Consider the following 20,263-nt stretch of genomic DNA (forward strand, 5'->3'; position numbering starts at 1 on the left):
AACAGCCGATCTCCCCCCTTGCGGGGGAGATGCCCGGCAGGGCAGAGGGGGGTGCCCAGGCTCCGCATGAATAAACTACGCCACCGCCATCTGCTGCAAACTCACCAGCCTCTGGATGCCTTTCTTGGCCAGGCCCATCAGCTCGGCGAACTGCCCTTCCGAAAAGGGCTCGCCCTCGGCCGTGCCCTGGATCTCGACGATGCCGCCCTTGCCGGTCATGACGAAATTGGCGTCGGTGCCGGCGGAGGAATCCTCGAGATAGTCGAGGTCGATGACCGGCTGGCCGTCATGGATGCCGCAGGAAATCGCCGCGACATGGTCCTTCAGCACCTTGGCGACGCTCACCATCTGCCGCGCTTCCATCCAGCGCAGGCAATCGTAGAGCGCCACCCAGCCGCCGGTGATGGAGGCGGTGCGGGTGCCGCCATCGGCCTGGATGACGTCGCAGTCGACGGTGATCTGCTGCTCGCCCAGCGCCTGCAGGTCGACCACGGCGCGCAGCGAGCGGCCGATCAGCCGCTGGATCTCCAGCGTGCGCCCGCCCTGCTTGCCGGCGGAGGCCTCGCGGCGCATGCGCTCGCCTGTCGAGCGCGGCAGCATGCCGTATTCGGCCGTCACCCAGCCTTTCCCGGAATTGCGCATCCAGCCCGGCACCTTTTCCTCCAGGCTTGCCGTGCACAAGACATGCGTGTCGCCGAACTTCACCAGGCACGAGCCTTCGGCATGTTTGGAGACGCCGCGCTCGAAGGAGATGGCGCGCATTTCGTCGAACTGGCGTTTGGAGGGGCGCATTCGGCCTGCTTTCTTGTCAGCTTTTTTGAATCTTGGCCGGCTTTTAGACGCATGCGGGGCACGGCGTAAAGGAAAATGGACCGGCGGCCGCAAACGCGGCGACACCGGGGCGATCGCGCAACACGACACCGGGGTGATCGCAAGTGCGACACCGGCTGATCGCGCAACGCGACACCGGGTTGCGCGCAGCGCCGCGAAGTCTATATCCTTGAACCGGAGGTTATGGCCGCAATGACCAAGGCAGTCGATCCCGCTTCGCAGTCGCTCGCTCTTCACGCGCCGGCACTTCAGGCGCCCGCACTTCAGGCGCTCGACATGCGTTCGCGCGACATCTTCCGGCGTATCGTCGATTCCTATCTGAGGGACGGCGAGCCCGTGGGATCGCGCAGCCTGTCGCGCATCCTGCCGTCCTCGCTGTCGCCCGCCACCATCCGCAACGTGATGAGCGATCTCGAACATCTCGGCCTGATCTACGCGCCGCACATCTCGGCCGGTCGCCTGCCGACGCAGGCCGGCCTGCGCTTCTTCGTCGACGCCTTCATGGAATTGGGCGACCTCTCCGACGAGGAGCGGCGCAGCATCGAGGCGCAGGTGCGCGCCTCCGGCTCGGGCGCCACGCTGGAACACATGCTGACCGAGGCCAGCCAGATGCTGTCGGGCATGTCGCGCGGCGCCGGCCTGGTGCTGGCCGCCAAGAACGAGGTGGCGCTCAAGCACATCGAGTTCATCCAGCTCGAGCCCACCAAGGCGCTGACCGTGATGGTGTCGCAGAACGGCGACGTCGAGAACCGGGTCATCGATCTGCCGGCCGGCATCACCGTCTCGCAATTGCACGAGGCCTCGAATTTTCTCAACGCCCATATTCGCGGCCGTACGCTGGCCGAGGCGCGGGCGGAGGTCGAGCGTATCAAGGAAGAGACAAGGGCAGCGCTCGACACGCTGTCGCAGGACCTGGTGGAGAAAGGGCTGGCGGTGTGGGCCGGCGCGGAAAGCGGCCTGCCGGCGCGCCTGATCGTGCGCGGCCGCGCCAATCTGCTCGAAAACGTCACCGCCCAGGCCGACATCGAACTCCTGCGCCACCTGTTCGAGGACATGGAGACGCAGGACGGGCTGATCCAGCTGCTCGACCTCGCCGAGGCGGGACCGGGCGTGCGCATCTTCATCGGCTCGGAAAATAAGCTTTTCTCGCTCTCCGGCTCGTCGCTGGTCGTGGCACCCTACCGCGACAAGGACGCCCGCGTCGTCGGCGCGCTCGGCGTCATCGGCCCGACCCGGCTCAACTATGCCCGCATTGTCCCGATGGTCGACTATACGGCGCAGCTGATATCGCGCATGCTGCGCTGAGAGCTGGGATCGATCCAGACGGCCGAGGAGAGAAAAGATGGCGCTGGAATCGTTCAAGGCCCAGATCAGCCTGCTGCTGGAGGAGATGGTCAACCAGCCTGAGGATGTGCGCGAAGTGCAGGAGCAATTGCGCGAGAAGCTGCGCGAAATCCGCGCCATGGGCATGCCGCTGCCGGCCGATCTCGTCGAACTGGAAAAGAACCTCGACGCCGATCTCGATCTCGACGCGGATAGCTGACCCGAATTCCTTCAACTCCCCGTGTCGTCCGGAACGACTGCCGAGCCCGCCCGTTCCCTTGATGCATGTGACTTCGGTCTTGGGACAACGACATGCATGAAGAAGCGAGAAGCTGGAGACTGGGATGATCCGACTTGCCGGCGCCGTGGTAATCGCTGCTGCCTTGCTCTTCGCCGCGACGGCATTGGCCCAGCAGGAAGAGCCGGTGCTGAAGGGCGCGGCCGCATTCGGTGACTGGCGGGCCGATGCGCCGGGCGTGCGCCGGTTGATCAGCCCGCAAGACCAGCCCAGGCCCTATGTCACCAGATCCGCCTCGAACGGCGCCGGTCCGGTGCAAAGGCCGCAAGGCGCCGAGCCGCGGCTGCCGGCGGGCTTTTCGGCGGAACTGATCGCTTCGGGCATCGACAATCCGCGCGTCGTGCGCGTCGCGCCCAATGGCGACCTGTTCGTCGCCGACAGCGAGGCCAACCAGATCCGCGTCTACCGTCTCGGCGAGGGCAGCGCGAAACCTGTCAGGGACGGCATCTTCGCCCGCAATCTCAACCAGCCCTACGGCATCGCCTTCTACCCGCCTGGGGACAACCCGCAATGGGTCTATGTCGCCAACAGCGACAGCATCGTGCGCTTTCCCTACCGCGATGGCGACCTGGAGGCCTCCGGCGAGCCGGAAACCATCGTCCGCGATATTCCGGCCACTCATCACTGGACCCGCGACATCGCCTTCTCGCCGGACGGCAAGACGCTGTATCTCTCGGTCGGCTCCGGCTCGAACGCCGCCCAGGACATGGCAAGGAAACCGCGGGGCGGGCTCGACGCCTGGGCCAGGTCGAAGCCGCTCGGCGCCACCTGGGGCGCGGAGGAAGGCCGCGCCGACGTCAGGGCTTTCGACCCGGACGGTAGGAATGGGCGCATCGTCGCCACCGGCCTGCGCAACTGTTCGGGCATGGCCATCCAGCCGGCGGCGGGCGCGCTGTGGTGCGTGGTCAACGAGCGCGACGCGCTCGGCGACAACGTGCCGTTCGAATATGCGACCGAAGTGAAGGAAGGCGCCTTCTACGGCTGGCCCTGGTACTATATCGGCGACAATGAGGATCCGCGCCACAAGGGCGCGCGTCCCGACCTTGCCGGCAAGGTCACCGTCCCCGACATTCTGATGCAGGCGCATTCGGCGCCGCTCAACATCGCCTTCTACGACGGCAGGAATGTCCGCGCAGGATCCGGTTTTCCGGCCGAATACAGGGGCGACGCCTTCGTCGCCCTGCACGGTTCGTGGAATCGCGGCAACAGGACTGGCTACAAGGTGGTGCGGCTCAAGTTCAAGGACGGCAAGCCGACCGGCGAATATGAGGATTTCATGACCGGCTTCGTCACCTCCGGCGGCGAGGTCTGGGGCCGGCCGGTCGGCGTGGCGGTGGCGAGCGACGGCGCGCTGATCGTCACCGAGGACGGCAACGGCACCATCTGGCGCGTGACCTACGGCGACGGCCGGTCCTGATCCGCTGGGAGGCCTCGAGCACGGGGCATGCCTGGTGCAACCAAATCCGGCTCCAGGCAATTCCCGCCCGCGAAACTCTGTGCGACAAGGCGCCGTCCCAGCAGTTTCGCGGACGCAAGGCTCGATCCATGACCCTCACCGGCTTTCTCGCCTACAGCGCCGCCCTCGGCTTGGCCGCGGCCATTCCCGGCCCCGGCATCACCGCGCTTGTGGCGCGCGCGCTCGGTTCCGGCTTCCGCTCGTCGCTGGCCATGTCCTTCGGCCTGATGCTCGGCGACCTCCTTTATCTCACCGCCGTGGTGCTTGGGCTTGCCTTTGTCGCGCAGACCTTCGGCCTGGTGTTCCTCGCCGTCAAATGGGCCGGCGTCGCCTATCTCGCCTTCCTCGGCTGGCGCTTCTGGACCGCCGGCATCACGCCCGAGACGGTCGAGGCCAGGAAAGGCAAGGGCGGGCTAGCGTCGAGCTTCCTCGCCGGCCTGACGGTGACGCTCGGCAATCCGAAGACGATGATCTTCTATCTCGCCATCACGCCGACCATCGTCGACCTCAAGACCATCACGCTGGCCGATTACGGCATCCTCGCCGCACTCACCGTCCTCGTCCTGTTCGTGGTGCTGGTGCCTTATCTGGCGCTGGCGGCCAAGGCGCGCTGGTTCCTGCGCTCGCCGCGCGCCCTGAAGGCGCTGAACCGCACCGCGGCCGGTTTCATGGTCGGCGCGGCGGCGGCGATCGCCGCCCGCCAATAGGGCCATTTTTGCCAAGGCATTCCGCCGGACTGGCTTTTGCGGGAACGCTTTTCCGAGGCCGAGGCGTTTTAGACACGGGCCCCACTCGGATATTTTCGGGCGACGGTCTATCTTGCGTCCGTGGAAGGCCTATCTTGGCGGCCATCCGTCTGAGATCAGTTCCATCCGCCTGACATTCTGGGAGCCAAACCAATGAACAAGTTCGCCGCCTCCGCTCGTGTTCCCGGCCGTGGCCGCATCTACAATTCCATCACCGATACGATCGGCGACACGCCACTGGTGCGGCTCGACAAATTCGCCAAGGAGAAGGGCATCGTTGCCCATCTCCTTGCCAAGCTCGAATTCTTCAACCCGATCGCCTCGGTCAAGGACCGTATCGGCGTGGCGATGATCGAGGCGCTCGAGGCATCGGGCAAGATCGCTCCCGGCAAGACGACGCTGATCGAGCCGACTTCGGGCAATACCGGCATAGCGCTTGCCTTCGCTGCCGCCGCCAAGGGCTACAAGCTGATCCTCACCATGCCCGAGACCATGTCGGTCGAGCGCCGCAAGATGCTGGCGCTGCTCGGCGCCGAACTGGTGCTGACCGAAGGGCCGAAAGGCATGAAGGGCGCCATCGCCAAGGCCGACGAACTGGCGGCCACCATCCCCAACGCCATCATCCCGCAGCAGTTCGAGAACCCGGCCAATCCCGAGATCCATCGCACGACGACTGCCGAGGAGATCTGGAACGACACCCATGGCGAGGTCGACATCATCGTCTCCGGCATCGGCACCGGCGGCACCATCACCGGCGTCGGCCAGGTGCTGAAGAAGCGCAAGCCTTCGCTGCATGTCGTCGCGGTCGAACCGGAAACCTCGCCGGTGCTGTCGGGCGGCCAGCCTGGCCCGCACAAGATCCAGGGCATCGGCGCCGGCTTCGCGCCAAAAATCCTCGACACCACCATCTATGACGAAATCGTCACGGTCTCGAACGAGGATTCGGTCGCCAATGCCCGCCTCGTCGCCCGGCTGGAAGGCGTGCCGGTCGGCATCTCCTCGGGCGCCGCTTTGCAGGCGGCGATCGTCGTCGGCTCGCGGCCGGAGAACAAGGGCAAGAACCTGGTGGTGATCATCCCGTCCTTCGCCGAGCGCTATTTGTCGACGATCCTGTTCGAAGGGCTGGGCGCTTAGGGTCTTCGTTGGGCGAAGCGATACGACGCGTCGCCTGTCAAGTTTCGACACGCCCCCTGCCGAGCGCCTAACACAAAGGTGCTTAGCCTGGCCCGCTGAAAAAACCCGCCGTGACGGATGCCACGGGCTTGAGCAGCGCCCTGCTTCCGGTTCATATCGCCCCCGGCCCTAGCAGGGCCGGCGGAGGACCTCATGTACAAGCTCTACACCCGTCCCGGCAGCGGCGGCTTCGTTGTCGAGGCGGCCCTGGTGTTGGCCAATGCGCCGTTCGAGCAGATCGACGTACCGAAATCCGATCGGCCCGATCCCGCTTTCCTCCACATCAGCCCGCTGAACCAGGTGCCGGTGCTGACCTTGCCGGACGGCCGCTCGCTGACCGAATCGGCGGCCATCTGCATCCTGCTCGCCGAACGCCATCCGCGGGCCGGACTGGCGCCAGCGGCCGATGAACCGGCCCGCGCCGACTTCCTGCGCTGGATGGCGTTCATGTCGTCCGCCCTCTATCCGGCGGTGCTGCGTTTCTACTACGCGCCACGCTACACGGCCGACGCCGACGGCGCCAAGGCCGTCAAGCAGGCGGCCGTGGCCGAGATGGACCGCGGCTTTGCCGTCGTCGATGCCGCCTTGCGCGGCCGCGACTGGCTGGCAGGCGAGGCGATGTCGGTGGCCGATATCTATTTGGCCATGCTGGTGGCCTGGCATCCCGACAGCGGCAAGGCACGCACTGCCTGGCCCGACATCGAACGCCTGTGGGCCAGGCTTCGCGAGCACCCGCTGATGAAGACGCTCAACGCATCGCACGAAATGTGGCCGGGCTGAACAATTCATCGGCAAAGCACCGCGCTCAGGCATTTCAATGCCTGAGCGTCGCGCGTTTTCCCTGCAGGAAGCGGCGTACCGCCGGATCGCTTTCGAGGCCGATCGCACGGTCATAGGCTTCGACCGCCTGCGGCACCTGGCCGAGCCTGGCCAGAAGGCCGGCGCGCGCGGCCCAATAGGGCTGGTAATCATTGAGCCGCTTGTCGTCGCCAAGCACGTACAGCGCCGCCAGCCCCGCCACGGCGCCCTCGGCTTCGGCGATCGCCACCGCGCGGTTGATCGCCACCACGGGCGATCGTGCGATCGAAAGCAAGGCGTCGTAGAATTCGCGGATCGCCACCCAGTCGGTCTCGCCGCTCAGCCGCCGCGCCGCGTGGACGGACTGCACGGCCGCCTCGAGCTGGTAGCGGCCGATCACGCCCATGGAGGCGGCGCGGCCGAGCAGGGTTTCCGCCTCGTCGATCAAGGCATGATCCCAAAGCGCATGATCCTGCTCGGCGAGCGGCACATAATCTCCGGACCCATCGCGGCGCGCGGTACGGCGCGCCTCGGCGAACAGCATCAGCGCAAGCAGGCCCAGCGCCTCCGGTTCGTCCGGCAGCAGCGAGGCCACCAGCCTCCCGAGCCAGATCCCTTCGGTGGCCAGGTTCCGGCGCCGCGTCTCGCTGCCCGCCGGGTCGGACCAGCCCTCGGCGAAGGTCGCGTATATGGCCTCCAGCACGGTATCCAGGCGCTCGCCGAGTTCGGCTCGCTCCGGTACGCGGAACGGAATGCCGGCTTCACGGATGCGGGCCTTGGCCCGCACCAGGCGCTGGCCCATTGTCGCCGGCGGGACCAGGAAGGCGGAGGCGATCGTCGCGGCGTCGAAACCAAGCACGGCCTGCAGGATCAGCGGCGCGCGCACGCCAGGTTCGATCGCCGGATGCGCGCAGGCGAACATCAGCCGCAGCCGTTCGTCGGGCAGGTCCTGGTCGGTCATGCACGCCTCCGCCTCCTCGGCAATCAGCTTGAGATGGTCGCGGCCGGCTTCGCTGGTGAGCCGCCGCCGCACCGCGTCGACACGCCGCCGCCTTGCCACGGCAAGCAGCCAGGCCTCCGGCTTTTCGGGCACGCCGGTTCGCGGCCAGCGTTCGAGCGCCGCGGCAAAGGCGTCGGCCAGCGCGTCCTCGGCGGCGGCCACATCGCGCGTGCGCGCCGCGAGCCAGGCGACCAGCTTGCCGTAGCTTTGCCGGGCGGCGGCCTCGGCGGCTGCCCGGGCAATCTGCGCGCTGCTGTCCATCACATCGTCATTTCTTGGGCATGTATTCGGCCATTTCCCAAATCGGCCGCAACTCGACCGTGCCTGTGCTGGCCGCCGGGCAGCGCGCGGCCCATTCGATGGCGGTATCGATGTCGGCCGCTTCGATCATGTAGAAGCCGGCAAGCTGCTCCTTGGTGTCCGCATAGGGGCCGTCGATCACGTTGGTCTTGCCGTCGGTGATCCGCACCGAGGTGGTTGCCTGAGTTGGGCGCAGCCTTTCTCCGGCCAGCCACGCGCCAGATTTCTTCAACGCTTCGGTATAGGCGCCATAGGCCGCGCTCATCTGTTGGGCCTTTTCGATCGGCGTGTTCGCCAGTGCGGCTTCGTCGTTGTTGATCAAAAGCATGTATCGCATGGGTCTTCTCCCGTGGTTTCGTAGGCTGCGTCCTTGCGAGCCGGACATATGTCGCGCGGCAAGGGCCGATTTCGACAGGTGCCGGAAAAAATCTTTCGGCCACGGTCGCGTCCCGCGCAAGCCGGAGCTGTTTCCGCATCCATTCAACCGTTCGTCTAGTGAATGCAATTGCGGGTTGGCATTTGCGGCCCGCCGTCTAAACTCGGCCGGCTCGCATCGAGGAGGTGGTGCGGCAGCCAATATTTTCAGGGAGGAAATCGGATGTTCCATTTCAGAACGAAGTTCGTTGCAGCCGGCGCAATGGCGCTTTCGCTTGGGCTCGGCATTGCCTCGGCCAGGGCACAGGAATTCATCAACGTGCTGACCGGCGGCACGTCGGGCGTCTACTACCCGCTCGGCGTGGCGCTGTCGGAAATCTACAGCAAGGGCATCGCAGGCGCCCGCACCCAGGTGCAGGCCACCAAGGCTTCGGTCGAGAACCTCAATCTGCTGCAGCAGGGCAAGGGCGAGATCGCCTTCGCGCTCGGCGATTCCGTCAAGATGGCCGCCGAAGGCAATGCCGAGGCCGGCTTCCCCGGCAAGCTCGACAAATTGCGCGGCATCGCCGCCATCTACCCCAACTACATCCAGATCGTCGCCAGCCAGGAATCCGGCATCAAGACGCTGGCCGACCTCAAGGGCAAGAGCCTGTCGGTCGGCGCGCCGGCCTCCGGCACCGAGCTCAATGCGCGTGCCATCTTTGCCGCCGCCGGGCTGAAATACGAGGATCTCGGCCGGGTCGAATACCTGCCCTTCGCCGAATCGGTCGAGCTGATCAAGAACCGCCAGCTCGATGCCACGCTGCAGTCGGCCGGCCTTGGGGTCGCCTCGATCCGCGACCTCGCCACCTCGGTGCCGATCAACGTCGTCGCCGTGCCGGCCGAGGATGTCGCCAAGATCGGCGCGCCCTATCTGTCGGTCGTCATCCCGAAGGGCACCTATGAGGGCCAGGCTGAGGACGTCGCGACCGCCGCCGTCGGCAATTTCCTCGTCACCCGCGCCGATGTCTCCGACGAGACGGCCTACCAGATGACCAAGCTGCTGTTCGAGCATCTCGACCAGCTCGCAGCCGCCCACGCCGCCGCCAAGGCGATCGACCCTGCCAAGGCGCTCGACGGCATGCCGGTGCCGCTGCATCCGGGCGCTGAGCGGTACTACAAGGAGAAGGGGTTGCTGAAGTAGGCGAGGACTATCTGAGATGTCTTCGCGACGCGCCCCCCTCTGTCCTGCCGGACATCTCCCCCTCAAGGGGGGAGATTGGCCGTCGTCACCTCCTTCGCCAACTGCTGACGTTGCTGAAAGAACGCCGACACCGATACTGCCGATCTCCCCCCTTGAGGGGGAGATGCCCGGCAGGACAGAGGGGGGCGCCTCGCACTGTCATTCGCTCATTTTGGAGTGCGTCGGATGAGCGAAGCAGCCGACGGCAAATCCTCCACCTTCCATCTCCCCGTCGCCGAAGAGCAGGTCGAAGGCTTGCCGCCGGGCTTTGGCGACGGCATCGCCGGCAAGGCTGCCTTCCTCATCGCCGTTGCCTTTTCCGTGTTCCAGATCTACGTCGCCGCCTATGGCAGCATCCCGAGCCAGGTGGTGCGGGCCATGCATGTCGGTTTCCTGCTGCTGCTCGGCTTTGGCCTGATCGCCAACCTGCGCGCCCGAAGCCTGCCGGCCAAGGCCGTGTTCTGGGCGTTCGGCGTGCTCGGCTTCGGCACCGGCCTCTACAATTGGGTGTTCTACACCGACCTCATCCGCCGCTCCGGTTTCCTCACCACGCCGGATCTTGTCGTCGGCGCGGTGCTGGTGGTGCTGGTCTTCGAGGCGGCCCGGCGGCTGATGGGACTGCCGCTGGCGATCATCGCTTTCATCTTTCTCGCCTATTGTTTCGTCGGCAACCATCTGCCGCCGCCCTTCATCCATCGCGGCTACGATTTCGCCCAGCTCGTCGACACTTTCGCCTACGGCACCGAAGGCATATACGGCACGCCGGTCTATGTCTCGGCCGCCTATATCTTCATCTTCGTCGTCTTCGCCGCCTTCCTCGAACGCGCCGGCATGATCGCGCTGTTCAACGATTTCGCGCTCGGCCTGGTCGGCTCGTGGCGCGGCGGCCCGGCGCAGGTCTGCGTTTTGTCCTCGGCGCTGATGGGCACCATCTCCGGCTCCGGCGTTGCCAATGTCGTGGCCAGCGGCCAGTTCACCATCCCGCTGATGAAGCGCTTCGGCTTCCGCTCGGCCTTCGCCGGCGCCGTCGAGGCGACCTCCTCGATGGGCGGCCAGATCATGCCGCCGGTGATGGGCGCGGTCGCCTTCATCATGGCCGAGACGCTGAACATCCCCTATGCCGAAGTGGTCAAGGCGGCGATCATCCCGGCGCTGCTCTATTTCGGCGCCTGTTTCTGGCAGGTGCATCTGGAAGCCGGCAAGGCCGGCCTGCACGGCATGGCCAAGGCCGAACTGCCCAATCCCTGGGATGCCGTGCGCCAGCACTGGCCGCTGGTGCTGCCGCTGGCGGCCCTCATCTATCTCCTGTTTGCCGGCTACACACCGATCTTCGCCGGCACGATGGGGCTGGCGCTGACCATCGTGCTCATCCTCGGCACCCCACTGGCGGCCCTGATCGGACCGCTCGCCTTCCGCGTCGTCTTCTGGCTGGCGCTCGGGCTTGCCGCCGCCTCGTTCATGCGCTTCGGCGTCAACATACTCGGCCTCGTCATCGCCGCTCTCGTCGTCGCCTGCTTCGCCTTCAAGGGCGGGCGCGAAACGCTGCGGATCTGCGTGGATTCACTTGCCGAAGGGGCTAAGAACGCGCTGCCGGTCGGCATCGCCTGCGCCATCGTCGGCATCGTCATCGGCACGCTGACGCTCACCGGCATCGCCTCCACTTTCATCGGCTGGATCATCTCCATCGGCCAGGACAATCTGTTCCTGTCCCTGGTGCTGACCATGCTCACCTGCCTGGTGCTTGGCATGGGCATCCCGACCATTCCCAACTACATCATCACCTCCTCGCTGGCCGGCCCGGCGCTGCTGTCGCTCGGCGTGCCGCTGGTGGTCAGCCACATGTTCGTCTTCTACTTCGGCATCATGGCCGATCTCACGCCGCCGGTGGCGCTGGCCGCCTTCGCGGCCGCCCCGATGGCCAGGGAAAGCGGCCTCAAGATCGGCATCCAGGCGACCAAGCTTGCCATTGCCGGCTTCGTCGTGCCGTTCATGGCGGTCTACACGCCGGCGCTCATGCTGCAGGATCCAGGCCCGATCGCCGCCCAGTTCGGCTACCCCGTCGAGGTCGCCTACATCGTCGTCAAGGCGTGCATGGGCATCGTGCTGTGGGGCGCCGCCGCCGTCGGCTTCCTTGCCAGGCGCATGGCGTGGTGGGAACGGCTCGTCGCCTTCTGTGCCGGCGTGCTGCTGGTCGCGGCGATCCCGCTCACCGACGAGACAGGCTGGGCATTGTCGTTTGCCTGGATCGGCTGGCATTTCTGGCGCGCGCGGCGGGCGACGGCCCAAGCATGAGCCTGTGTATCCTTGCCGCCGGCAAGACGGTGACGCTGGCGGCCGCCGCCTTCACCCTGTCCTGGACGCACTCGGTGGAGCGCACGCGCTGGGAGGAACACTGGAAGGTGATGCCTTCCGGCCTGCAAGTCACCGAGGCGCGCATAAAGGGCTCGGGCGCCGGCATGGAACCACCCGAGGGCGCGGTGCTGCGAGACGGCTGGTGGGCCTATGCGCCGAAGGCCGGGCCGCAGCGAAGCCTTATGCTCGCCGCCTCCGGCGCGACCGGTGATGGTTGGACACTGTGCACAGATCAGGGTTGCCGAGAACTCGGCAAGGTGGCCGGCGGCACGATTGTGCTGGAGCCGTGTGCTCCGGACGGCACGAGCCGGCCGCGGTAGCGCACGATCATCCCGGCTGGAGCCAACGCCGTCGAAGACGGTCAGCGGATGGCTTGCATCGAAGGGTATTCAGAAGGACGGCTTGGACTGGACCCGACTGGACTGGGGCCGACTGGACTGGGGCCGACTGGACTGGAGAAGGTCGCTCACGCGGGCCTCGGCGGCCTGTGTCTTGAGACATTAAGCCGGCGAAGGCGGTCTCAAAGCCGCGGCGATGTCGCACGCCGCCGATCGGCGAAGGTCGGGCGCTCGGCGCGATAGGTGGTGGCGCGCGACTCGGCGTCAGGCCTGCAGATGCGGCTGTTGTGCCGGCTCTCGAAAGTCATGGTCAGTGCGCGCCCAGCGAGGTGCCGCGACGAGCGCAGGCCGGGCCCGGTCCGCGCATGTAGTAGCGCTCGGGCCGATAGGTCGGCGCGACGAATTCGCGGATGGCTGCGGCATAGCCGATGAGGTGCGTGAGGAAGTTCATTTTACCTGTCCCTGTCCCGACTTTCGGATGTCCCTTCCGAATTGCGGAAATCATAGCGTCGAGGCGTGAATAGTCGGTGAACGCGATGTTAATTTCTGGTCGAAAACCCGTCGCTTCATGGCCGGAATGCGGCTGATTCGGGGTCTTTCCACGCCTTTTGTCGCCATTTCGGCGTGTGTGACTTTTGCATCACATATGTTTCGTTTGGATGTCGCCTGGGTGCGGTTGCGTTTCAGCTTTCGCCCTGGCGGGAGAATTTTCCTTGCTCGCCGCCGCAAGTCCGGAACCCGGCCTGGGACGAGACGTTGATTCTTCGAGCCGGCATGGCCGGCCCATGGGGCCGCCGACCTGCGGCCCCACGCTAACCCGCAACCGCAAGAGCAAAGGAAGGGCCGCAATCATGGGCTTCTTTTCGAAGGACATCAAAACCCTGGACGACCTCTTCGTGCACACGCTGCGCGACATCTATTATGCCGAAAAGCAGATCGAGAAGGCATTGCCGAAGATGATCGACAAGGCGACGGATCCTCAGCTGAAGGCCGGCTTCGAGAAACATCTCGAGCAGACCAGAGGCCATGTCGAGCGCGTCGAGCAGGTGTTCGAACTGCACGGCGTCAAGGCCAAGGAGGTCAACTGCCCGGCCATAGACGGCATCCTCGAGGAAGCCGACGACGTCAGCGGCGACGTCGACGACAAGGAGGTGCTGGACGCGGCGCTGATCGCCTCGGCGCAAGCGGTCGAGCACTATGAGATGACCCGCTATGGCACCTTGATCGCCTGGGCCAAGCAGCTTGGCCGCAGCGACTGCGCCAACGTGCTGGCCAAGAACCTCAAGGAAGAGCAGGCGACGGATCGCAAGCTGACCGAAATAGCGGAAAGCAAGATCAACCTGCAGGCCGCCGAATAGGGGCTGAAAGAGCCGGGGCCGGTGGCAATCGCGCCGGCCTTGGCTCGACCGGATTGGAACCGTTGCGGTCGTCGTCCGTTCCAGCCAGGTCTTTCTCTACAGGAAATCATCATGGCGCCGCGTCCCGCCTGGAGAGGCTATCTGAAGCTTTCGCTGGTCACCTGCGCCATCGAACTGACCAATGTCGTCACCCATGCCGAGAAGGTCTCTTTTCGCATCCTCAACCGCGAGACCGGCAACACGGTGAAGCGGATCTATGTCGACGCCGAAACCGGCAAGCCGCTTGAGGATGGCGACGAGATAAAGGGCTACGAGGACGACGATGGCAAGTTCATCCACATCGAAGAGGACGAGATCGAGGCCATCCAGATCGAGTCCTCGCACACGATGAGCCTCGACGGCTTCGTCGACAAATCCTCCATCGAGCAGATCTATCTCGATACGCCCTATTACGTCGCGCCGGCCGACAAGGTCTCGCAGGACGCTTTCGCCGTCATCCGCGACGCGATGGCCGGCAAGAAGATGGCGGGTCTGGCGCGCATCGTGCTCTATCGGCGCGAACGTCCCGTGGTCATCGAACCGCTCGGCAAGGGCATGGTGCTGACGACGTTGCGCTACGACAACACGGTGCGCCAGCCGGACACCGTCTTCGGCGACATCGAATCGGTGAAGTCGGATCAGGAGATGACCGATCTGGCCGAGCTCATCATCGACAAGAAGAAGGCGAAGTTCGATCCCTCGAAATTCGAGGACAAGTACGAGGATGCGCTGCTCGAACTGATCCGCGCCAAGAAGGCGGGCCGCAAGGCGCCGAAGGCCAAGGCGGCGCCCAAGCCGTCCAACGTCGTCAATCTTTTCGACGCTCTGAAGAAGAGCCTTTCGTCGGACGGCGAATCGGGCGAACGCCGCGGCAAGGCCTCCGCGAAAGCCAAACCGGCGGCCAAACGCGGCAAGCCGAAAGAAGCCGCGCCCAAGCGCAAATCGGCGTGAGGACATCAAGGGATGGCTAGCCTCGAACAATATCACGCCAAGCGCGATTTCAGGAAAACCGCCGAACCCCCCGGCAAGGTCGCCCGCGGCAAGAAGAGCGAGGCCGGCGGCATCTTCGTCATCCACAAGCACGCCGCGACCAGGCTGCATTACGACCTGCGCCTCGAACATGCCGGTGTGCTGTGGAGCTGGGCGGTGACGCGCGGGCCCAGCCTCGATCCGCACGAGAAACGGCTCGCCGTGCATGTCGAGGACCATCCGATCGACTATGCGCCGTTCGAGGGCACCATTCCCAAGGGCGAATATGGCGCCGGCTCGGTCATCGTCTGGGACGAGGGCACATGGGTGCCCGAGGGCGATCCGGCTAAGGCGATGAAGAAGGGCCATATCAACTTCGAGCTCAACGGCCACAAGCTGCACGGCCGCTGGCACCTGGTGCGGCTGAGACCGCGCCCCGGAGAGAAGCGTGACAACTGGCTGCTGATCAAGTCCGACGATGGCGCGGCCCGGCCAGGCGAGGATATTCTGGAGGAAGCGCCGAAATCGGTGAAGTCGGGCCTGACGATCGAGGAGGTCGGGGCGGGCAAGGCCGCGAAAGGGGAGAAGGCGAAGGTCTGGCACTCCAACAAACCGGCCGCCGCCCAAGCCAAGGCCGGACACGCAAAGCGCCTCGACTTCATCGAGCCGCAACTGGCCACGCTCGAGCGGGAAGCGCCGCCGGGCGAGGACTGGCTGCATGAGGTGAAGTTCGACGGCTATCGCATGCAGACGCAGATCGCCGGCACGGACGTGCGGCTGCTCACCCGCACCGGCCTCGACTGGACGAAGAAATTCGGCGACGCGATCGTCGCCGAGCTCGCCGGATTGAAATGCAGCGACGCCATCATCGACGGCGAGATCGTCGTGCTGGCCGACAGCGGCGTCTCTTCCTTCGCGCTTTTGCAGGCCGACCTGTCGGCGAAGCGCACGGATCGCTTCATCTACTACGTCTTCGACCTGATGCGGCTGAATGGGCGGGACCTGCGCCGCGAGCCGCTGGTCGAGCGCAAGCAGGCCTTGCAGGAATTGCTGGCCAGCCAGCCGGAGGATTCGGCGGTCCGCTTCAGCGACCATTTCGCCGAGCCCGGCAAGGTCATGCTCGAGCATGCCTGCCGCATGGGACTGGAAGGCGTCGTCTCCAAGCGCGCCGACGCGGTCTACCGCAGCGGGCGCGGGCCGTCCTGGGTGAAGTCGAAATGCACGCTGCGACAGGAGTTCGTCATCGCCGGCTACCTGCCGTCCGACAAGACCGGGCGCGGGCTGCGTTCGCTGCTGCTTGGCTATTTCGAGGCCGGCAAGCTGCACTATGCCGGCCGCGTCGGCACCGGCTTCTCGACCGGCGGCGCCAATGCCCTGAAGAAGAAGCTCGATGCGCTGCAAACGAAGTCGTCGCCCTTCGACAAGGCCGTGCCGAGGGGCAAGGGCCTGGTCTGGGTGAAGCCGGAGCTTGTCGGCGAAGTGGAGTTCCGCAGTTGGACCTCCGACCGTATAGTACGCCACGCCTCGTTCCAGGGGCTGCGCGAGGACAAGCCGGCGGAGGAAGTCGTGCAGGAAAAGCCGAAGACACCGACAGGCAAAAGCACGGCCCGGGCCAAGCCGGCGTCAAGCGGCGCAACGCCGGCAAGGGCGGCAACCACCACGGTGAAGCTGTCCCACCCAGAAAAGCTGCTGTGGCCCGACGAAAAGATATCCAAGCAGGGGCTGCTCGATCATTACGCGCTGGTGTGGCCGCGCATGAAACAATTCGTGGTCAACCGCCCGCTCAGCCTGGTCAGGGCCCCCGACGGTGTCGGCGGCCAGCGCTTCTTCCAGAAGCATGCCTCGCCCGGCATGCATGACAAGATCGAGAAGACGAGGGATCCCACGGATGGCGAGGAAATCCTGTTCATCCGTGACTTCGACGGCATCGCGGCACTTGTCCAGCTCGGCGTGGTCGAGATCCACATCTGGGGTTGCACCATCGACGAGCTCGAACGTCCCGACCAGATCGTCTTCGATCTCGACCCCGATGAAGGCGTCGACGTGAAGGCGGTGCGGGCGGCGGCACTCGACATAAGGGGCAAGCTTGACGAGCTGTCGCTGCCCAATTTCGTCAAGACATCGGGCGGCAAGGGCTTTCATGTCGTCGTGCCGCTGAAACCATCGGCCAACTGGGAGGAGGTGAAAGGCTTCGCCCATGATTTCGCGCGCGCGCTGGAACAGGGCGCGCCCGACCGCTACACAGCGACGCTGTCCAAGAAGGCGCGCACCGGCAAGATATTCGTCGACTATCTGCGCAATGGCAGCGGCGCGACCACGGTGGCGCCCTACTCGTCGCGGGCCAAGAAGGGTGCCACGGTGTCGATGCCGGTGACCTGGGCCGAGATCGAAGCCGGCCTGCCGCCGAACGCATTCCCCATCGGCGACAAGACGACGCTGAAGCAACTCGCGGAAGCCGATCCGTGGAAGGATTTCTTCAAGAAGGGGAGGGTGTTGAAGCGGGGGTAATCCTGCCCGCATTTGCAGCGCGGCGATCCTTCGCGCCTGTCCCGCCGACGAATCGATGCTGGCAACAGCGCCGATAGCTCAAGCCAAAAACACCTTCTCGAACGCCTGTTTGCCGGGCGGCGAAAAAATCACGGCGCGGCTGTCCTTCTCCCGGCGCGCCCATTTCTCGGTGAGGATCTTGTCGAGGATGGCGGCGCCCAGCGTGCCGGCGAGATGCGAGCGCCGTACGCTCCAGTCGAGGCAGGCGCGGCACACCGGCCGCCGGGCCTTCGTCTCCACATCGATGCCCATCGCCGCGAAATGCGAGGCGGCCGAAGGCGCCAACCGGATTTCGCCGTTGTCGCGCAGCAGCAGCTTCCGGTCGATGAGACGGTCGAGCATCGCCACCGCCTGCTCGCCGGCAAGATGATCGTAGCAGACGCGCGCCACGCGCATCGCTCCGTCGCGCGGGCCCGGCCGCACGCGCTTGGGGCCGATGGTTTCGGCGACGCCAGCGATGGCCTCGATCATTTCAGCCACCTGCGGCCCGGCGAGCCCGTAATAGCGATGCCGGCCCTGGCTTGCCACGGTCAGCAGCCCGCCTTCCATCAGTTTCGACAGATGCGAGGAGGCGGTCGGCATCGATACGCCGGCCTCGAGCGCCAGTTCGCTTGCCGTCAGCGCCGTGCCGCCCATCAGTGCGTTGAGCATGTTGGCGCGGGCCGGGTCGCCGATCAGGCTGGCGATGCGGGCAATGTCGGGTCCTTCGCGCATAGTTTCATCCCTACCGAAGCATTCTCGCCAGATAATCACTATCCTTCGCTGAGCTCAAGGAGCGCTGACGATGCTCCTGACAGGAAACTGCTTAGCACAACGGCGTAGGCGACGTTTCGACAGAGATCGAATTATCTGTGCGTCAACTCAGGGAGACCGGAATGACCATCACCTGCTTCATCCGCTACGAGATCGATGCGTTCGGCAAGGCCGCGTTCGAGGAATATGCCCGCAACTGGGGCCAGGCCATTCCGCGCTGCGGCGCCGACCTGATCGGCTACTACGCGCCGCATGAAGGCTCGGCCACGACCGCCTATGCGGCCTACAACATAGAAAGCCTGGCTGCCTATGAAGCCTATAGGGCCCGGCTTGCCGCCGACCCGGCCGGCAAGGCAAACTACGAATTCGCCCGCCGGGAAAAATTCATCCTCCAGGAGGACCGCATGTTCCTGAAACTGGCGTCCGGCCCGCACGCGAAGCTGGTGCTGCCGTGATCGCCGTCATCTTCGAGGTCGAGCCGGCCGCGGGCAGGCGCGATGCCTATCTGGACATCGCCGCGCAGTTGCGGCCGCTGCTTGAAAGCATCGATGGCTTCATCTCGGTCGAGCGCTTCCAGAGCCTCGCCAATCCGGACCGCATCCTGTCACTATCGTTCTGGCGCGACGAGGAAGCGGTGAAGGCCTGGCGCAACACGCAAGAACACCGGCAGGCCCAGCAGGCCGGGCGCGGCGGCATCTTTGCCGGTTACCGCCTGCGCATCGCGCACGTCGTGCGCGATTATGGCTTGAGTGAAAGGCAACAGGCGCCGGTGGATAGCCGGGCGGTGAACGGGTAATCGGCAGGTCCTTCCTTCTCCCAAAAGGGGGAGAAGGAAGAACCCTATGCGTTCCCGATCAGCACGCCCGCCGCGAACACCAGCGCGCCGCCGAGCACCACTTGGAAGGCGGCGCGCAGGAAGGGTGTCTGCATGTAGTGGTTCTGGACGAAGGCGATGGCCCAGAGTTCGAAGAACACCACCACGGCGGCGACCGCGGTCGCCGTCCAGAAATGCGGGATGAGGTAGGGCAGCGCATGGCCGAGGCCGCCGAGCGTCGTCATGATGCCCACGGTCAGGCCGCGCTTGACCGGCGAACCGCGGCCCGACAGCTTGCCGTCGTCGGAGGCGACCTCGGTGAAGCCCATCGAGATGCCGGCGCCGATCGAGGCGGCGAGGCCGACGAGAAGCGTCTGCCAGGTGTCGTGCGTGGCAAAAGCGGCGGCGAAGATCGGCGCCAGCGTCGATACCGAACCGTCCATCAGTCCGGCCAGTCCCGGCTGCACATAGGTGAGGATGAACTGGCGCTGCTCGGCCGTCGCCTCCTCGACCTTCACGGTGCCCGGCACGTGCTGCTGCTCCAGCCGCTGCGCCATGCTCTCATGGCTCTGTTCCGCCGCCGCCAGTTCGTCGAGCAGCTTTCTGGTCGAGGCATCGGTGGTGCGCCTGGCCGCCTCGACATAGAACAGGTAGGCCTGCCGCTCCATCGCCTCGGCCTGGCGGCGTACCTGCTCGATGCCGAGCGGCTTGACCAGCCAGTCGGGCTTGCGCTCGTAATAGCCCTTCACATGCTCGCGCCGGATCAGCGGAATGCGCTCGCCGAAACGCCTGCGGAAAAGCTCGATCAGCGCGTCGCGATGACCGTCCTCCTCCTCGGCCATGTCCTCGAACATCTTGGCCGATTGCGGAAAATCCTCTGCCAGCCCATCCGCATAGGCGCGGTAGATGCGACCGTCGTCTTCTTCCGACGAGATGGCAAGCGCCAGGATCTCCTGTTCGGAGAGCGAATCGAAGGAGCGGCGGCCGAAGCCGAAAACACGGGAAAGCATGAGGAAATCACCCTAGTTTAGAATTGTTCTAAACTAAAGTTTGCTGCCGCATCGGTCAATCGTGCGCCTGGGCAGTGGTCAAGATTTGTTGAAGCCGCCATTCGGCGCCGGCTCTTCATTATCGGCAAATGTTCACTTATATGACCAAACTCAAGCCAACAACCGAGGAAGCCGCCGATGACTGCAAAGCCGCACGCCCATCACTTCGACCCGAAACCCGTCCTCGACCTCATAGCCAGCATCGAGGCCGATCTGCAGCGCCTGAAAGGTCTGGTCGAGCAGCAGATCGAGAAGTTCGATCCCGCCAACCCGCACAACAAGACCCTCGACGGCAAGCTGACCGAGGAAGGCGTCGAGTGCTGCTACCGCATGTTCGACGAAGGCAAGTCGCGCTATTCGGTCTCCCAGCAGATGAAGATTTCCTTTGCCGCCGCCACCCATCGCTTCAATGCCTGGCGCAAGGCCGGCGGCAACAAGCGGCAGCGGACGTTGTTGGGGTGAGGGTTGAACTGGACGGACCGGCAGGCAGGTGACTGCCAGCACTGCCGGCCGTCGTGATCC

Annotated in this window: 21 protein-coding genes; 15 read left to right on the forward strand and 6 right to left on the reverse strand. The window is 65.3% G+C overall.

Annotation, left to right across the window (positions count from 1 at the left end; all coding sequences use genetic code 11):
* Window positions 1-75 precede the first annotated feature (75 nt).
* A complete protein-coding gene (gene rph, locus FJ959_RS03270; protein ID WP_140491814.1) occupies window positions 76-792 on the reverse strand; it encodes a ribonuclease PH in 717 nt (238 codons plus the stop codon).
* A 231-nt stretch (window positions 793-1,023) separates the two neighbouring features.
* Here rph and hrcA point away from each other — a divergent pair, with 231 nt between their 5' ends.
* From hrcA to FJ959_RS03300, 6 genes are all read left to right on the forward strand, one after another.
* A complete protein-coding gene (gene hrcA / locus FJ959_RS03275; RefSeq protein WP_140491812.1) occupies window positions 1,024-2,136 on the forward strand; it encodes a heat-inducible transcriptional repressor HrcA in 1,113 nt (370 codons plus the stop codon).
* 37 nt (window positions 2,137-2,173) lie between these two features.
* Entirely contained in the window at window positions 2,174-2,374 is a 201-nt protein-coding gene (locus FJ959_RS03280) for a hypothetical protein (protein WP_140491810.1), read from the forward strand.
* A 124-nt stretch (window positions 2,375-2,498) separates the two neighbouring features.
* Window positions 2,499-3,869, forward strand: coding sequence for a sorbosone dehydrogenase family protein (locus FJ959_RS03285; protein ID WP_140491808.1), 1,371 nt, complete (start codon window positions 2,499-2,501; stop codon window positions 3,867-3,869).
* Window positions 3,870-3,997: 128 nt separating this feature from the next.
* On the forward strand, window positions 3,998-4,615 hold the full coding sequence (locus FJ959_RS03290; RefSeq protein WP_140514131.1) for a LysE family translocator: 618 nt from the start codon (window positions 3,998-4,000) through the stop codon (window positions 4,613-4,615).
* A gap of 192 nt (window positions 4,616-4,807) precedes the next feature.
* Window positions 4,808-5,788 carry a cysteine synthase A gene (gene cysK / locus FJ959_RS03295; RefSeq protein WP_140514132.1) on the forward strand — a complete coding sequence of 327 codons (981 nt, stop codon included), beginning with the start codon at window positions 4,808-4,810 and terminating at the stop codon, window positions 5,786-5,788.
* A gap of 192 nt (window positions 5,789-5,980) precedes the next feature.
* Window positions 5,981-6,607, forward strand: coding sequence for a glutathione S-transferase family protein (locus FJ959_RS03300; protein WP_140554718.1), 627 nt, complete (start codon window positions 5,981-5,983; stop codon window positions 6,605-6,607).
* Between the two features lie 34 nt (window positions 6,608-6,641).
* Here the strand turns inward: FJ959_RS03300 and FJ959_RS03305 are convergent, their stop codons facing one another.
* The gene (locus FJ959_RS03305; RefSeq protein WP_140628425.1) at window positions 6,642-7,886 is read right to left on the reverse strand and encodes an RNA polymerase sigma factor; all 1,245 of its coding nucleotides are present in this window, start codon (window positions 7,884-7,886) and stop codon (window positions 6,642-6,644) included.
* A 7-nt stretch (window positions 7,887-7,893) separates the two neighbouring features.
* A complete protein-coding gene (locus tag FJ959_RS03310) occupies window positions 7,894-8,262 on the reverse strand; it encodes a YciI family protein (RefSeq protein ID WP_140491798.1) in 369 nt (122 codons plus the stop codon).
* 261 nt (window positions 8,263-8,523) lie between these two features.
* Here FJ959_RS03310 and FJ959_RS03315 point away from each other — a divergent pair, with 261 nt between their 5' ends.
* From FJ959_RS03315 to FJ959_RS03330, 3 genes are all read left to right on the forward strand, one after another.
* Window positions 8,524-9,483 (forward strand): TAXI family TRAP transporter solute-binding subunit, encoded by a 960-nt coding sequence (locus FJ959_RS03315; RefSeq protein WP_140559152.1) that lies wholly within the window; start codon window positions 8,524-8,526, stop codon window positions 9,481-9,483.
* 225 nt (window positions 9,484-9,708) lie between these two features.
* Complete coding sequence (locus FJ959_RS03325) at window positions 9,709-11,814, forward strand: TRAP transporter permease (protein ID WP_140628430.1); 2,106 nt, start codon at window positions 9,709-9,711, stop codon at window positions 11,812-11,814.
* A complete protein-coding gene (locus FJ959_RS03330) occupies window positions 11,811-12,194 on the forward strand; it encodes a DUF1850 domain-containing protein (protein WP_140491792.1) in 384 nt (127 codons plus the stop codon). The genes FJ959_RS03325 and FJ959_RS03330 overlap by 4 nt, the downstream gene beginning before the upstream one ends.
* Before the next feature lie 328 nt (window positions 12,195-12,522).
* Here FJ959_RS03330 and FJ959_RS03335 read toward each other — a convergent pair whose 3' ends face one another.
* Window positions 12,523-12,663, reverse strand: a complete 141-nt coding sequence (locus tag FJ959_RS03335) for a hypothetical protein (protein WP_013892047.1) — start codon at window positions 12,661-12,663, stop codon at window positions 12,523-12,525.
* A gap of 400 nt (window positions 12,664-13,063) precedes the next feature.
* Here FJ959_RS03335 and FJ959_RS03340 point away from each other — a divergent pair, with 400 nt between their 5' ends.
* The 3 genes from FJ959_RS03340 (at window position 13,064) to ligD (ending at window position 17,086) form a co-directional block, all read left to right on the forward strand.
* Window positions 13,064-13,570, forward strand: a complete 507-nt coding sequence (locus FJ959_RS03340; protein WP_140491790.1) for a ferritin-like domain-containing protein — start codon at window positions 13,064-13,066, stop codon at window positions 13,568-13,570.
* A gap of 111 nt (window positions 13,571-13,681) precedes the next feature.
* Window positions 13,682-14,560, forward strand: coding sequence for a Ku protein (locus tag FJ959_RS03345; RefSeq protein WP_140628433.1), 879 nt, complete (start codon window positions 13,682-13,684; stop codon window positions 14,558-14,560).
* A gap of 12 nt (window positions 14,561-14,572) precedes the next feature.
* The gene (ligD, locus tag FJ959_RS03350; RefSeq protein ID WP_140628435.1) at window positions 14,573-17,086 is read left to right on the forward strand and encodes a DNA ligase D; all 2,514 of its coding nucleotides are present in this window, start codon (window positions 14,573-14,575) and stop codon (window positions 17,084-17,086) included.
* Window positions 17,087-17,164: 78 nt separating this feature from the next.
* Here ligD and FJ959_RS03355 read toward each other — a convergent pair whose 3' ends face one another.
* Complete coding sequence (locus tag FJ959_RS03355; protein WP_140628437.1) at window positions 17,165-17,839, reverse strand: winged helix-turn-helix domain-containing protein; 675 nt, start codon at window positions 17,837-17,839, stop codon at window positions 17,165-17,167.
* A 161-nt stretch (window positions 17,840-18,000) separates the two neighbouring features.
* Here FJ959_RS03355 and FJ959_RS03360 point away from each other — a divergent pair, with 161 nt between their 5' ends.
* Entirely contained in the window at window positions 18,001-18,333 is a 333-nt protein-coding gene (locus FJ959_RS03360) for an NIPSNAP family protein (RefSeq protein WP_140628440.1), read from the forward strand.
* The gene (locus tag FJ959_RS03365; RefSeq protein WP_140554710.1) at window positions 18,330-18,674 is read left to right on the forward strand and encodes an antibiotic biosynthesis monooxygenase; all 345 of its coding nucleotides are present in this window, start codon (window positions 18,330-18,332) and stop codon (window positions 18,672-18,674) included. The genes FJ959_RS03360 and FJ959_RS03365 overlap by 4 nt, the downstream gene beginning before the upstream one ends.
* Before the next feature lie 44 nt (window positions 18,675-18,718).
* Here the strand turns inward: FJ959_RS03365 and mbfA are convergent, their stop codons facing one another.
* Window positions 18,719-19,702, reverse strand: a complete 984-nt coding sequence (mbfA, locus tag FJ959_RS03370) for an iron exporter MbfA (RefSeq protein WP_140628443.1) — start codon at window positions 19,700-19,702, stop codon at window positions 18,719-18,721.
* Window positions 19,703-19,879: 177 nt separating this feature from the next.
* On the opposite strand from mbfA, the gene FJ959_RS03375 reads away from it, so the two are divergent.
* Window positions 19,880-20,203, forward strand: coding sequence for a hypothetical protein (locus tag FJ959_RS03375; RefSeq protein WP_140491777.1), 324 nt, complete (start codon window positions 19,880-19,882; stop codon window positions 20,201-20,203).
* Window positions 20,204-20,263 lie beyond the last annotated feature (60 nt).

The sequence above is a fragment of the Mesorhizobium sp. B2-2-4 genome (assembly GCF_006442375.1).
GTDB lineage: Bacteria > Pseudomonadota > Alphaproteobacteria > Rhizobiales > Rhizobiaceae > Mesorhizobium.

What these genes read in the sequence shown, in the direction of transcription:
- rph (WP_140491814.1), bottom strand. Translation starts at nt 792, where the DNA reads ATGCGCCCCTCCAAACGCCAGTTCGACGAAATGCGCGCCATCTCCTTC.
- hrcA (WP_140491812.1), top strand. Translation starts at nt 1,024, where the DNA reads ATGACCAAGGCAGTCGATCCCGCTTCGCAGTCGCTCGCTCTTCACGCG.
- FJ959_RS03280 (WP_140491810.1), top strand. Translation starts at nt 2,174, where the DNA reads ATGGCGCTGGAATCGTTCAAGGCCCAGATCAGCCTGCTGCTGGAGGAG.
- FJ959_RS03285 (WP_140491808.1), top strand. Translation starts at nt 2,499, where the DNA reads ATGATCCGACTTGCCGGCGCCGTGGTAATCGCTGCTGCCTTGCTCTTC.
- FJ959_RS03290 (WP_140514131.1), top strand. Translation starts at nt 3,998, where the DNA reads ATGACCCTCACCGGCTTTCTCGCCTACAGCGCCGCCCTCGGCTTGGCC.
- cysK (WP_140514132.1), top strand. Translation starts at nt 4,808, where the DNA reads ATGAACAAGTTCGCCGCCTCCGCTCGTGTTCCCGGCCGTGGCCGCATC.
- FJ959_RS03300 (WP_140554718.1), top strand. Translation starts at nt 5,981, where the DNA reads ATGTACAAGCTCTACACCCGTCCCGGCAGCGGCGGCTTCGTTGTCGAG.
- FJ959_RS03305 (WP_140628425.1), bottom strand. Translation starts at nt 7,886, where the DNA reads ATGGACAGCAGCGCGCAGATTGCCCGGGCAGCCGCCGAGGCCGCCGCC.
- FJ959_RS03310 (WP_140491798.1), bottom strand. Translation starts at nt 8,262, where the DNA reads ATGCGATACATGCTTTTGATCAACAACGACGAAGCCGCACTGGCGAAC.
- FJ959_RS03315 (WP_140559152.1), top strand. Translation starts at nt 8,524, where the DNA reads ATGTTCCATTTCAGAACGAAGTTCGTTGCAGCCGGCGCAATGGCGCTT.
- FJ959_RS03325 (WP_140628430.1), top strand. Translation starts at nt 9,709, where the DNA reads ATGAGCGAAGCAGCCGACGGCAAATCCTCCACCTTCCATCTCCCCGTC.
- FJ959_RS03330 (WP_140491792.1), top strand. Translation starts at nt 11,811, where the DNA reads ATGAGCCTGTGTATCCTTGCCGCCGGCAAGACGGTGACGCTGGCGGCC.
- FJ959_RS03335 (WP_013892047.1), bottom strand. Translation starts at nt 12,663, where the DNA reads ATGAACTTCCTCACGCACCTCATCGGCTATGCCGCAGCCATCCGCGAA.
- FJ959_RS03340 (WP_140491790.1), top strand. Translation starts at nt 13,064, where the DNA reads ATGGGCTTCTTTTCGAAGGACATCAAAACCCTGGACGACCTCTTCGTG.
- FJ959_RS03345 (WP_140628433.1), top strand. Translation starts at nt 13,682, where the DNA reads ATGGCGCCGCGTCCCGCCTGGAGAGGCTATCTGAAGCTTTCGCTGGTC.
- ligD (WP_140628435.1), top strand. Translation starts at nt 14,573, where the DNA reads ATGGCTAGCCTCGAACAATATCACGCCAAGCGCGATTTCAGGAAAACC.
- FJ959_RS03355 (WP_140628437.1), bottom strand. Translation starts at nt 17,839, where the DNA reads ATGCGCGAAGGACCCGACATTGCCCGCATCGCCAGCCTGATCGGCGAC.
- FJ959_RS03360 (WP_140628440.1), top strand. Translation starts at nt 18,001, where the DNA reads ATGACCATCACCTGCTTCATCCGCTACGAGATCGATGCGTTCGGCAAG.
- mbfA (WP_140628443.1), bottom strand. Translation starts at nt 19,702, where the DNA reads ATGCTTTCCCGTGTTTTCGGCTTCGGCCGCCGCTCCTTCGATTCGCTC.
- FJ959_RS03375 (WP_140491777.1), top strand. Translation starts at nt 19,880, where the DNA reads ATGACTGCAAAGCCGCACGCCCATCACTTCGACCCGAAACCCGTCCTC.